General features: G+C 43.7%; 11 protein-coding genes and 4 tRNA genes. 8 read left to right on the forward strand and 7 right to left on the reverse strand.

The features are described from left to right. Positions 1-213 precede the first annotated feature (213 nt). From CIK80_RS06275 to CIK80_RS06305, 7 genes are all read left to right on the forward strand, one after another. Positions 214-289, forward strand: a tRNA-Gln gene (locus tag CIK80_RS06275). A 239-nt stretch (positions 290-528) separates the two neighbouring features. Continuing rightward, positions 529-604, forward strand: a tRNA-Gln gene (locus CIK80_RS06280). Positions 605-714: 110 nt separating this feature from the next. Then, complete coding sequence (locus CIK80_RS06285; protein WP_095569268.1) at positions 715-1,662, forward strand: ribose-phosphate pyrophosphokinase; 948 nt, start codon at positions 715-717, stop codon at positions 1,660-1,662. Positions 1,663-2,087: 425 nt separating this feature from the next. Continuing rightward, the gene (locus tag CIK80_RS06290) at positions 2,088-2,771 is read left to right on the forward strand and encodes a 50S ribosomal protein L25/general stress protein Ctc (protein ID WP_095569269.1); all 684 of its coding nucleotides are present in this window, start codon (positions 2,088-2,090) and stop codon (positions 2,769-2,771) included. A gap of 229 nt (positions 2,772-3,000) precedes the next feature. Further along, entirely contained in the window at positions 3,001-3,582 is a 582-nt protein-coding gene (pth, locus tag CIK80_RS06295) for an aminoacyl-tRNA hydrolase (protein WP_095569270.1), read from the forward strand. Between the two features lie 98 nt (positions 3,583-3,680). Beyond that, entirely contained in the window at positions 3,681-4,061 is a 381-nt protein-coding gene (gene panD, locus CIK80_RS06300) for an aspartate 1-decarboxylase (protein WP_010196068.1), read from the forward strand. Positions 4,062-4,330: 269 nt separating this feature from the next. Next, positions 4,331-5,308 (forward strand): calcium/sodium antiporter, encoded by a 978-nt coding sequence (locus CIK80_RS06305; protein WP_095569271.1) that lies wholly within the window; start codon positions 4,331-4,333, stop codon positions 5,306-5,308. 64 nt (positions 5,309-5,372) lie between these two features. On the opposite strand, the gene CIK80_RS06310 is transcribed toward CIK80_RS06305, so the two are convergent. The 3 genes from CIK80_RS06310 to CIK80_RS06320 all read right to left on the reverse strand — a co-directional run bounded on the left by CIK80_RS06310 (position 5,373) and on the right by CIK80_RS06320 (position 6,575). Next, on the reverse strand, positions 5,373-6,044 hold the full coding sequence (locus CIK80_RS06310; protein WP_095569272.1) for an RDD family protein: 672 nt from the start codon (positions 6,042-6,044) through the stop codon (positions 5,373-5,375). A gap of 180 nt (positions 6,045-6,224) precedes the next feature. Next, positions 6,225-6,301 (reverse strand) — tRNA-Arg (locus tag CIK80_RS06315). 184 nt (positions 6,302-6,485) lie between these two features. Continuing rightward, positions 6,486-6,575: transfer RNA gene (locus tag CIK80_RS06320), tRNA-Ser, on the reverse strand. A 331-nt stretch (positions 6,576-6,906) separates the two neighbouring features. Here CIK80_RS06320 and CIK80_RS06325 point away from each other — a divergent pair. Further along, entirely contained in the window at positions 6,907-7,701 is a 795-nt protein-coding gene (locus tag CIK80_RS06325) for a hydroxymethylpyrimidine/phosphomethylpyrimidine kinase (protein WP_095569273.1), read from the forward strand. 153 nt (positions 7,702-7,854) lie between these two features. Here CIK80_RS06325 and CIK80_RS06330 read toward each other — a convergent pair whose 3' ends face one another. The 4 genes from CIK80_RS06330 to CIK80_RS06345 form a co-directional block, all read right to left on the reverse strand. Then, positions 7,855-8,424 carry a YggT family protein gene (locus CIK80_RS06330; protein WP_095569274.1) on the reverse strand — a complete coding sequence of 190 codons (570 nt, stop codon included), beginning with the start codon at positions 8,422-8,424 and terminating at the stop codon, positions 7,855-7,857. 127 nt (positions 8,425-8,551) lie between these two features. After that, entirely contained in the window at positions 8,552-9,385 is an 834-nt protein-coding gene (gene proC, locus CIK80_RS06335; RefSeq protein ID WP_095569275.1) for a pyrroline-5-carboxylate reductase, read from the reverse strand. A gap of 178 nt (positions 9,386-9,563) precedes the next feature. Continuing rightward, a complete protein-coding gene (gene tilS / locus CIK80_RS06340; RefSeq protein WP_095569276.1) occupies positions 9,564-11,150 on the reverse strand; it encodes a tRNA lysidine(34) synthetase TilS in 1,587 nt (528 codons plus the stop codon). A 344-nt stretch (positions 11,151-11,494) separates the two neighbouring features. After that, positions 11,495-12,298 (reverse strand): acetyl-CoA carboxylase carboxyltransferase subunit alpha, encoded by an 804-nt coding sequence (locus tag CIK80_RS06345; RefSeq protein WP_095569277.1) that lies wholly within the window; start codon positions 12,296-12,298, stop codon positions 11,495-11,497. Positions 12,299-12,467: the final 169 nt, after the last annotated feature.

Here is a 12,467-nt window from a genome sequence, read left to right on the forward strand (position 1 = left end):
GCAAAAAAAATGCGTATCCTTTAAAGATTCTGTACAGAATATCGTATACACAAGCTTCGAACTATCACTAGTCGTAGATATCAAATACAATCTTGTACCTTAATATTTATCTGTCAAAACGCCTTCGACGTCAATTTAATATGAATAAATCCTAGAAAAAGACGCAAATGACTTGCAAAATCTGAAAATTTACTTATAATAGGTCGCCTCAATAGGGGTATAGCCAAGTTGGTAAGGCATCAGGTTTTGATCCTGACATCCGTTGGTTCGAGTCCAGCTACCCCTGCCATTTTTTAGTACGAAGCGTTTGAGATGGATTTATTATAAGCGGCTTATAAACAGTCACTTATCTTAATATCATTGACAACGTTATCCCAGTTTCGGTATAGTTCGCAATGGACACCGCTAGGGAAAAGTTATGTTTTGGACGGTTTATCCGTTTCTTAGATAACTAACAGGTCGTGAGCCCATTCTGAGAGTGACTAATTGGTTACTATTAGATATCGGAGTCCACAGCCTAGACATTACAGGGGTATAGCCAAGTTGGTAAGGCATCAGGTTTTGATCCTGACATCCGTTGGTTCGAGTCCAGCTACCCCTGCCATTTTTTACTGTAATAGTATACTTCAACTTTTTTCACCACTCTTTTCTTAATTTGAGCAGTTTGTCACTGCTTAGCGGTCGCTGCTTGAGTCAATCAATAGGACTTCTGTCATGCCTTATTTGGCGATTTTTACGGGCAATGCCCACCCAGAATTAGCAAAAACCGTAGCCGATCACCTTCATATACCTCTTGGTAAAGCTGACATCACGCGTTTTTCTGATGGCGAAATTGCCGTGGAAATCAAAGAACACGTACGCGGTAAAGACGTGTTTATCATGCAGCCTACTTGTGCACCAACCAATGACAACTTGATGGAAATCATGATGATGGCCGATGCTTTGCGTCGTTCTAGTGCTGGCCGTATCACAGCCGTCATGCCGTATTTTGGTTACGCTCGTCAGGATCGTCGTCCACGTTCAGCTCGTGTGCCTATTTCTGCTAAAGTCGTCGCTGACATGCTCAACATCGTCAGTATCGATCGCGTGATGACGGTTGATTTGCACTCAGATCAGATTCAGGGTTTCTTTGATATTCCTGTTGATAATATCTACGGTACACCCGTTCTATTGAATGACCTACAAAAACAAGACTATGACAACATCATGGTGGTTTCACCTGACGTTGGCGGTGTGGTTCGTGCGCGTGCGATGGCGAAGCAGTTAGGCGATACGGATTTGGCAATTATCGATAAGCGCCGTGCACGTGCCAACGAGTCACAAGTCATGCACATCATCGGTGATGTCCGTGGCCGCGATTGTGTGATTGTTGATGATATGGTTGATACCGCAGGTACCCTATGTAAAGCGGCTGAAGCACTAAAAGAACATGGTGCACGCCGCGTCTTGGCTTACATTACCCATCCTGTTTTATCTGGTAACGCGCTAAAGAATATCAGCGAGTCAGCATTAGACGAAGTGGTTGTGACTGATACCATTCCTTTATCAGATGAAGCCAAGGCTTGTAGTAAAATCCGTCAGGTAAGCATTGCACCGATGCTGGCTGAAAGCTTACGCCGTATTAATAATGAAGAATCTATTAGTGCGATGTTTGACGCTTAAGCTCAAAACGTAAACAATCGTTACGGTGGTTTTTACAATCATACGCGTGATAATAGATTATCAGTAGCCAAATATAAAGCGTCAAGTGTCTTCACTTGGCGCTTTTTTTACTGAATAGTTTGTACAGTCATTTTGCGTAGGTCTTTATTATTACTACAAAACCACGTATAATGCGCGCCTGTGTCGACCACTTTTGACTTTGTCAGGTCGATATTACCAAAAGTGCTGATCAAGCTTAGCAATAACGATTTTTAATGACTGTAATAGGCATATCATTCGTTATGATGAGCGAATGGCAAGATTTGAGTGTTGTCTGTTTTATCAGCAACGACAAATTTTAGCTATCATCACCCATTAGTGGATTGGTCGCAAATCCACTTTTTTATGACCAGACACTTCATCATTCTTTTTATAGGATTATATCCATGAGCACTAATCATTTTGAGCTAAATGCAGTTGATCGTTCTGCTGACCTACAAGGTAAAGGTGCGAGCCGCCGCCTACGTAAGCAGAACCTAGTTCCTGCTATCATCTATGGTGGCAACGCAGAGCCAACAGCAATCTCTATCAAGCTAAACGAGTTGGTAAAAGCGCTTGAGTTTGAAGCATTCTTCTCACACATCTTGACCATCACTGTTGATGGCGAAGAGCATCAAGCCGTTATCAAAGATTTGCAGCGTCATCCTGCAAAAGGCTTCCCAATGCATGCTGACTTCCAGCGCGTTGTAAAAGGTCAAAAAATCCACATGAACGTTCCTGTGCATTTTGTTGGTCGTGAAGAAGCACCAGGTACAGCTGCTGCAGGCGTACTATCTACGCTAGTATCTGATATCGAAGTTGTTTGCTTACCATCACAATTACCTGAATACCTAGAAATAGATGTATCTGGTATGGAAATCGGTGATTTGTTCCGTCTATCAGACATCACTCTTCCTGAAGGTGTTGTGATTCATGAGCTTGAGCTAGAAGATGGCCATGACCGTACTATCGTTAACATGCAGCCACCAACGGTTGAAGAAGTTGACGAAACTGCTGACGACGTTGATGCTGATGAAGTACCAGCTACTGAGCAAAACGACGGTACTGAAGAAAACAAAGACAGCGAGTAATCATTCCTTTATATAGTCACTCGTTGTAGTGCATATAATCGATGATTTATTCAGTCAAAAAAACAGCAGGTGATTCAGATCTCCTGCTGTTTTTGTAAGTAGGGTTTGGACACCATTATTGGTAAGCTAAGACAGTTTTGTCACACCGTCTTTTTGAATATGACTCGACAATGTTTTATGCTGTAGCAAACCTTACCACTCATTTATTACATTCAAGCAGGGTGTTTTTATGGCCATAAAGCTTATCGTCGGTCTTGGTAATCCTGGTGAGCAGTATATGTTTACGCGGCATAACGCTGGATTTTGGTTTGTCCATCATTTGGCCCAGGAATTTAATATCACCCTCTCCCATGACAAAAAATTTCATGGCGTGACGGGGCGTGGACGTATCCATGGGTCTGATGTGCGGCTCTTGATGCCATTAACCTTTATGAATAAGTCTGGTCAGTCAGTGGTGCCGATGGTCAACTTTTATGGAATCAATAATGACGAATTATTGATTGCTCATGATGAGCTCGATATTCCTGCTGGCAGTATCAAGCTCAAAACCAATGGTGGACATGGTGGTCATAATGGTCTACGGGATATCACGCCTCATCTCGGCAATGATTTTCATCGTCTACGCATTGGTATTGGGCATCCAGGCCACAAATCTAAAGTCAGTGGCCATGTGCTTTCCAAAGCTGCTCCTAATGAGCAGATTGCCATCGATAGCGCTTTGACAGCTGCTTTTGAGGCATTACCCTTATTGTTAGCTGGTGATGTCGAAAAAGCGCGTGCACAAATCAATGGTTTTAAATTGCCTGAGTAACACCATATACAGGTCAGCAGTCTTTTATTTTAGCAAGTTAATCTCTATTAACCTTTTGATTTAGTTAACTAATATCAGCTACGCTAAGGAAGCAACCTATGCTACTTAATATGCTTAAATGCAAGTTACACCGTGCCCGTGTTACCCATGCCGAACTGCATTACGAAGGATCGTGTGGTATCGACGGTGATCTGCTCGATCTCGCTGGGCTACGTGAAAATGAGTCTATCGATATCTATAATGTGACCAATGGCAAGCGCTTTCGTACCTATGCCATCCGTGCTGAAGCAGGCTCTGGGATCATCTCATTAAATGGTGCTGCAGCTCATATGGCAGACTTAGGTGATATCGTCATTATCTGCGCTTACGCCCATTTTGATGAAGTGGAAGCGTCAACGTATCAACCAAAGCTGGTCTACTGCAACGAAGACAACACGGTGAAAGACACCGCCAACATCATTCCTGTCCAAGTGGCTTAGATTGAAAAAACACAAAATCTTCGGACAGAATAGACATAACTGACCAACTAAACTGTTGAAGTTATTGTTATTATTTAGTCAAAACCTTTATACTAATACAAAAGCTGAATCCACATGTAGATTCAGCTTTTTTTATACCTTTATGCTTAGGATGTGTTATTAATTAGCCCATTGATACAGCGAGTGGTCTTAAAATCTGAGTAACAACACATCCTAGGAAATTTATATTTTTTATGACAATTTTTGATAATTGATAAGGAACAATACTAATGTGGCTGGCTGTTATTGCGATACTCATTGGATTAGCAATTTTGGTTTGGAGTGCGGATGTTTTTATTGACGGGGCGACCACACTGGCAAAGAAGTTCAGTGTACCTAGCTTTTTGATTGGTGTTTTGATATTAGGAATAGGAACGTCAGCGCCTGAAATGGTTGTGTCAGTGCTGGCAGCAATAGAAGGCAGCCCTGAGTTGGCGCTGGGTAATGCTTATGGCTCTAATATTATCAATATTGCTTTAGTCCTAGGCGCAACGGTATTAATTAGCCCTATTATCATTCGTAAGGCTATCGTAAAACGTGACTTGCCCATCTTAGTAGGGATTACCGTTATAGCGGCATGGCAACTGCGTGATGGCGCATTGAGCGCAGTTGACGGCATTGTCCTAGTGGTATTGCTCATCGCGGTATTGGGGATGCAGATTTTTCTGAGCCTACGTGAAGGCTATCATGAACATGAAGACGATGTAGTAACAGAAATAGACGCAGAAAAAGCCGAACAAAGCGTTGCACGAGGGCTTGGCTCTTTATTTATCGGTATTCTGATGTTGGTCGTCAGCTCACGTGCAATCGTTTGGGGCGCAGTGGAGCTGGCCACTTTTTGGGGATTGAGCGAGCTTATTATTGGATTGACGATTGTCGCTGTCGGCACGTCATTGCCTGAGCTGGTATCGAGCTTGTCAGCGGCACGCAAAGGCGAACATGACATGGCACTGGGCAATATTATTGGCTCTAATATATTCAATACGCTGGGCGTCGTTGGTCTTGCAGCCTTGATTGCCCCCATCACTGTCAACCCTGTTATCTTGTCGCGTGATGTCCTGACAATGGGCGCAATTACCTTATTGCTTGTTGCTCTATGTGTTTATGTGTATATGACCAAGCGTAAATTTGGCCGTCTTTCTGGTACCACGCTGGTACTCTTCTTTGTGGGCTATACAGGATGGCTTATTCAAACCGTCAACATGTAGTTTTTGCTATTCAAAACAATGTGCTTAGATAAACGACAGACAGTAGACTGAGTGTATTTTTACCCTACTGACTTTTCTGGTTTTTCTTACGATTTTTGAATCCACTCCATAACCCTTCATGTGCTACTTTTGGCATCTTTAGGGTAATGGTGTTGGATAGCATATCTTGCACCGCAAGACCACGACGATTGAACACACAAAATGCGTAATTAAATATCAAACCCAAGAAGGCGCTGGTTAATAATAAAGCGCGCGATCCGCCGATTAGACTACCAATAATACCAAACAATAATGGCATCAAACATGCCGCTAGGATACGTTTAAAAGACTGTCCCCATGTCAGCAAGTGACCTGAGTTGTTCACCGTTTTTAATCGCCAAGTTTGCATACCCAATGTCTGCCCACCGCGGCGCCAAAATATGCCATAAAATGCGACCAGCGTTAGTACAAAAGACGGCGTCATTACCACGTTCTGATACCATGTCGGTAGCGATTGTGCTTGCGATGATTGTGTCCCTGTCTGCATGGTCAGCACTGTACCTATCACGGTAAGTATTGTCCCGACCAGAAACAGCAATGCCAAAATTAACATACCATCATAGATAATCGCCACAACGCGAGTCGTTGGCTTAGCGATCGTTGGTTCTTCATCAGGCAGTGGTTGTGTAGAGGGGTTGCGCTTAGGCATTGATTTATTAGCCGCTTTTGCTGGGCGTTTGGATAAACTCTTTGACATGGACAAGCTCATAGCAAGCAGTGAATAGTGTCTCTATTGTACCGTAATTCACAGTCTTAGCGTACATTATCATAAGGTGTCACTGTGTGACAAAATAATGGTATCAGACAAAATCTATAGACATAAAAAAATCGCCAAGTTGTCATAAGACAGGCGATTGATTTAATTGATTATGCAAAATGGTGCGCTTGGAGAGATTCGAACTCCCGACCCCTTAGTTCGTAGCCAAGTGCTCTATCCAACTGAGCTACAAGCGCGTACTTTGCAAATCATTTACCGAGTTGTTAAAAACAATTTCAGTAAATTAGGTTGGCTATTATATAGATAATATCGCTTGTGTCAATATCTTTTTTTACTAAATTCAAATTAATTTTTGATCTAATAACTAAAAAGACTTAACGCCAATATATTGCTTTATTACTCTAATAACAACTGAATAAATGGCGGTGAAGGAGGGATTCGAACCCTCGATACGCTTACACGTATGGTTCCTTAGCAGGGAACTGGTTTCAGCCACTCACCCACTTCACCGAACGATATAAAACGCTTATAAAATAACTATAAACTCAGTATCATTGCTAACGATACGTCTTATGTCGTGGGCGAGTATTATAGCAAAGCCAAAACGAATTGCAAGCGTTGTCTACAGATTTATGAGAGTTTTCGTATAATTATTTATTTATAGGCATTTATAGACGTTTGAGTAGAAAAAACTTTGCCAAAAATAGTCCTTTGGCTCTCTAACGTGATATTTATCAATGTGTCATGTATCTAAGCGCAGCATTTGGACGACTATGGCTTTTTTGTTAGCAGGTGGCTATAGTATTTGCTGTTCATTTTAAACCATATAAAAGGAAGTGTTATGCGACCAGTGGTACTGTGTTTTTCAGGATTGGACCCCTCAGGCGGCGCCGGACTACAAGCAGATATTGAAGCCATTGGGCAAGCAGGTGCCTACGCTACCGTCGCTTGTACAGCGATTACTATACAAAGCTCACAGCAAGTATTTGGTTTTGACGCCTGTGCTGCAAACCTAGTCAAGGCGCAAGCCACGACAGTGCTCGATGATTTACCAGTCGCTGTCATCAAATCAGGTATGCTTGGCACAACTGATAACATCGCAATGCTGACAAACTTATTTGCTGAGCGCGTGATCGCTGCTACGGTGCCTTTCGTGTTAGACCCTGTATTGGTCGCCAACAGTGGCGGTAGCTTGGGTGACGAAAAGACACTAGTAGCTGCCTTCAAGAAGCTGTTACCTTACGCTACTTTAGTGACGCCCAACAGTCATGAGCTGCGCGCTTTGAGTGGTGAGCAAGATCTACACGCTGGCGCACAAAAACTATGCGCGCAGGGTACGCATGCGGTCCTTGTCAAAACCTCGCATGATTTTGATAGCGGTGATATCGAACAGTATCTATATGTCAAAGGCGAGATGATACATCAGAGTACTTTGCCACGCTTAGAGGGTGAATTCCACGGGTCAGGCTGCTCACTCGCCAGCTTTATTGCGGGACGCTTAGCCATGGGGGATGCGCTTGTTGATGCCGTCAAAGCAGCAGACAGCTGGATTACCCAGACACTGCGCGCGGCTGACGTTCCGCACCCTGACAATGCTGACGCCCAACTCATACCCAATCGCTTCGTTCGCATTTAATGTATTGGTTTTCCTATTGATGTAGCCACACAGATAATACGCTATCTTGAACGGATTCAACTGAATTAAAAAAGGCGCTCTAAATAGATAGAGCGCCTTCTTGGTTCAAAATTTTATAAACAGTCAGTGCTGGTCTCAGTAACTAACGTCAGCCTATCCCAGCATGGGCATAAAATTGGCTGTCAAACCACCAATAAATATCTCAAGCAAATAAAATGCAAAGAAAGCAACCATTGGTGATAAATCCAGCATGCCTAAGTTTGGGGTGATGCGGCGAAATGGCGCTAAGATAGGCTCAGCAAGATTGATAATAATACCAATGATGGGATGCTCAGATCGGGTAAACACCACAATCCAGCTAACGATAATAGAGCCTATTACCAAATAGCGGCATAGACGCAAGAAATCTAACACTAAGCTTGTTGTGCCCGTAAAAAATAACGGCACGGGGGCAATGCCTTTATGCGTGAGCGCCGCTTTCCCTGAAATATCAATAAGGCGAATCAAAAACATAAGCACAATGGCAGCGATACTGATACGACCTTGCCCGACGGTTGGAAAAATACGTCCAAATACGTCGACAATATGTGTCGCTTTATAGGCTGGGGCAATCATGGGGTTTCTGGCGTCCATTCCTGCAAACTGTAGCATAAAGCGAATAAATACCAACATCATGGCGAATGTGGTGACCAAATCAAAGATTTGAAATAACATGTTGTTCATGAAGTGCTACTCAATATGATCTTATTAACAGGTTATAGGGTGACAAGTGTCATGTAGGTGTGGGCGCGGTATTACTTCAAGTACATTATCGGTTGCAGCAATGACGCACTTGATACCATAGAGTAAACTATTTACTCATCTCTTCACTTAACGCTTGGCTGCGATCATAACAAGCTTGCATGGCTTCACCAATTTGGCGACCAATATCATTGACTTGCATGGACTCAATTGCCGCTTGAGTGGTGCCATTTGGAGACGTTACTTTGCGACGTAATTCAGCGGGCGCATCTTCACTATCCATCGCCATTTTTGCGGCGCCTATCATGGTTTGTAGTGCCAGTGCCGACGCCTGCTCTGTATCTAGTCCTAAGGCGATGCCTTTATCGACCATCGATTCGATAAAATAAAACATATAAGCGGGCGCTGAACCTGACACGGCCGTAACCGCGTGCATGTGCGCTTCATCTTCAACCCACATGACCAGGCCTGAGGCTTCCATCACGGCAGTAGCTAACTGTTTTTGCTCAGCAGAAATATTGTCCGTACCATATAGCCCTGTGGCACCCATCTGAATCATAGCGGGTGTGTTCGGCATCGCACGTACAATATTGCGGTAACCATTTAACATGTTAGATAAAAGCTCGGTCGACAAGCCTGCCGCCACCGAGATCACCAATTGGGTGCTCAAGGCATCAGCAAACGCGCCAATCACCGCTTTCATGACTTGTGGCTTCACAGCCAGCACTACGATGTCAGCATCGATAACCGCTGCATTTGCATCGGCAGTAGGATCGACGGTGTTCAATCCTTTCGCTGCCAATTGTTCACGTACAGACAGATTAGGGTCAGCAACCGTAATTAGATTCGGTTGGATACCGCAGCCAATCAGCCCACTAATCAAGGCCTGCGCCATATTACCGCCGCCAATAAAGCTGATTTTCTTGTTATCTAATACTGACATACTTGTCTCCTACTCGCAAAATTCAAAGGCATTAAAACTAACATAATGCTAGGTAAAATGACACTCAGTTTAACATACTGCCACCGCCATCGTCTGAGAAATTCAAGCGGTCAAAACGGGTATCAAGTAACAAAAAACTCAATGCCGTTAAACAACGTCATCCGTTTTTTAACAGATACTATTGAATACTCAAATGACTATTCAACAGCTCACTGAGTAGACTTTCTGTGAGCTGACTAGATAGATCAGCAGAACTCAAATGCCAGCTCTCGAAAGGTGATAGTAATAATATAGGAATTTCCTTTGCTGGCTCACTCTCAGTTCGTTCATTAGTTACTTCGTCTTCTAAAACTACACTCACCACCACCAAACTCTCTCGCAACCAAAGTGGAATACCCAGTGTTTGGTACAGTTTTTTGCCTGATTGTGGGCGTGAAGCCTGTTTGGTTTGAATGCGCTGCTGACGATTTAATGGCGCTATTTTTAATACTTGTTTAGTCGCTGTTTCACCGTTTTCACTATTGCTATTATGATCTGATAGTTGTGCCAACACATTTGGGGTCACGTGCAGTTGCCACATAAAGTCTGGACTCATACGCAAGCTTACGAGCGTAGATTTGGTAGCAGCAACATCAGGAACTAAATTAAGATTACAATTTAACTCTACCTGTTCGGTAAGCGGCATCTTAAGCCATTTTAGCCAATCACTGCTCAAGCGATACAGCTGCTGGCGGTAGCGACGAATGGTATAGGACTGCTTGCGACCTTGCCAAAATAACTCGGTTTGATGATCATGATCACAGCGTTGGCTTAGCTGTATCACATCATCTATCAGTTGTTTGGCTGGTGGTAACGGCTCATCTTGACCAAGCCAGTGGTGCAATAGTTGGCGCTGTCGATGCAACGGTAGCGCTGCTAATTTATCAATATCGAGTACTCGCTGAGCAGAAGACAATTGTAATGAGCCAATAGCGGTTTGCTCTACATCTTGTATCGCTTGAGCTCGGACAGTCGCCTCTGCATCGCTCAGTAGCTGCGCGCTACGAGCAATATTATCGATGACATTTGGATTGTATTCCGCGAGTATTGGCATGATGTCTCGTCGCAGACCACTGCGTACGTTATCACCAGTCTCATTGGTCGGATCGTCAATATAAGGGAGCTGCAAACGCGTGGCATAAGCACTGATATCAGCGCGCTGAACGGTGAGCCAAGGCCGCCATAATATAATGCGATGCGCCCCTTGCGTTTGTACTCGCCAAGGCTGTATACCAGACAAACCGTTGACGCCTGCTCCTTGAATCAGACGCATAAGCACTGTTTCTGCTTGGTCATCAGCGTGGTGCGCCAATAGTAATACATCGTCTTGATTCATATGTACACGCATGACGTCATAGCGTGCCTGCCGCGCGGCTTGCTCATCATGACCGTTCACTTGTGCCTGTAAGACATGACACGGCAGTTGCTGCTTTTGCGCCCACTGTGCCACATGCATCGACCAGTGGTGACTGTCCGCTTGCAGACGATGATCGACATGTAAAAGCTGTGGCAAAAACGGTAACTTTCCTTGGCGATAAAGCTGAACACATAATGCGGCGAGCGCCAATGAATCACGGCCACCACTACAAGCCAGCCAAATACGCCGACCATGCAGCCGTGCACCATAGTCAGATAAGCTATTCAAAAATGCTGCTTCTAATTTGGCATCGGTAGGTCGCGCTGCTATGGGCTCAATGGGATGTGGCACGATGGCACTACTGGTCATAGCTAACCCTGCTTATTTGATGGTCATATGAATTGTGTAGTCGATTGACTTTAAAAAGAAACATTTATCCCAGTCGCACGTAGTCTCTCATGTATCGTTTTCATGTTGTACCGGCTACAGTCAATGTACTTTAAAATCGACATTATACGCATGGCATGAATTTTCATAAGCGTTTGTAATCTTATAAGGTTTGATCCTAAAAAGCCTATGGTTAATGTTGCTTAACCGTTCTGTTCTATCCGTTCATAGATTAGTTCATAGGCATAAAAAAACGCGCCATTAAATGACACGTTTTTATTTTAGCACTAAGCTTGGCGCTCTCACATAAAAAGCTCAAGCTTAAACTAGCAAGGCAACATCACATTTGAGTTAAAAGACTTCAGCTTCTCATAGCGTAACTCACAACGCTTTTGTGCATCTAAATCTTTAATCTCGTCCAATTGCTCAGCAATCAGCGCTTTCAAAGCATTCATCACAGGCTGCGGCTGGATATGAGCGCCTTCCCCTTCTTCGATAACGGCATCAATCAAACCCATCTGATGCAGATTAATCGCATTCAGTTTCAACGCTTCACTGGCATCTTGTGCTTTTTCAGCCGTTTTCCACAGGATAGAAGCACAGCCTTCAGGAGAGATGACCGAATAGATACTGTTTTGCAGCATGTTTACTTTGTCACCCACCCCAATCGCCAATGCACCACCAGAACCACCTTCACCAATAATAGTCACAATAATAGGGACTTTTAGGCTAGAAAAAACAGCAATACTTTCGGCAATAGCTTGTGCTTGTCCACGTTCTTCAGCGCCAATACCCGGATAGGCACCTTGGGTGTCTACGAAAGTCATCACTGGAATATTAAAGCGCTCAGCCATTTTGACCAAACGAATCACTTTGCGGTAACCTTCAGGGTTTGCCATACCAAAGTTATGAGCAATACGCTCACGAGTGCTACGACCACGATGTTGACCAATGACCATCACAGGTTTACCGTCGAAGCGCGCAAGTCCGCCTAGAATGGCTTTGTCATCGGCATAAGCACGGTCGCCATGCAACTCATCAAATTCGGTAAATAGCTGATTAACATAGTCCATAAATAATGGACGCTTGGCATGTCGTGCAAGCTGCACACTATCCCAGACAGTGCTCATAGACGCTTCCCTTTAATCGTTATACATAATAATGATATCGTTATCTATTTTTAGATAATGAAAGTACAGTTGTAAACTCAATAGAAGCTATAGTAGCACATCTTATTTGGCATGGCATTACTGACAAAGCAGCTTTTGTTACGTTAATCTTTAATGCCATCATTACAAT

The organism is Psychrobacter sp. JB193 (assembly GCF_002285555.1).
GTDB lineage: Bacteria > Pseudomonadota > Gammaproteobacteria > Pseudomonadales > Moraxellaceae > Psychrobacter > Psychrobacter alimentarius.

Bases quoted from the DNA above. Each gene is read 5' to 3' on its own strand.
- CIK80_RS06285 (WP_095569268.1), top strand. From the start codon at position 715: ATGCCTTATTTGGCGATTTTTACGGGCAATGCCCACCCAGAATTAGCA.
- CIK80_RS06290 (WP_095569269.1), top strand. From the start codon at position 2,088: ATGAGCACTAATCATTTTGAGCTAAATGCAGTTGATCGTTCTGCTGAC.
- pth (WP_095569270.1), top strand. From the start codon at position 3,001: ATGGCCATAAAGCTTATCGTCGGTCTTGGTAATCCTGGTGAGCAGTAT.
- panD (WP_010196068.1), top strand. From the start codon at position 3,681: ATGCTACTTAATATGCTTAAATGCAAGTTACACCGTGCCCGTGTTACC.
- CIK80_RS06305 (WP_095569271.1), top strand. From the start codon at position 4,331: ATGTGGCTGGCTGTTATTGCGATACTCATTGGATTAGCAATTTTGGTT.
- CIK80_RS06310 (WP_095569272.1), bottom strand. From the start codon at position 6,044: ATGTCAAAGAGTTTATCCAAACGCCCAGCAAAAGCGGCTAATAAATCA.
- CIK80_RS06325 (WP_095569273.1), top strand. From the start codon at position 6,907: ATGCGACCAGTGGTACTGTGTTTTTCAGGATTGGACCCCTCAGGCGGC.
- CIK80_RS06330 (WP_095569274.1), bottom strand. From the start codon at position 8,424: ATGAACAACATGTTATTTCAAATCTTTGATTTGGTCACCACATTCGCC.
- proC (WP_095569275.1), bottom strand. From the start codon at position 9,385: ATGTCAGTATTAGATAACAAGAAAATCAGCTTTATTGGCGGCGGTAAT.
- tilS (WP_095569276.1), bottom strand. From the start codon at position 11,150: ATGACCAGTAGTGCCATCGTGCCACATCCCATTGAGCCCATAGCAGCG.
- CIK80_RS06345 (WP_095569277.1), bottom strand. From the start codon at position 12,298: ATGAGCACTGTCTGGGATAGTGTGCAGCTTGCACGACATGCCAAGCGT.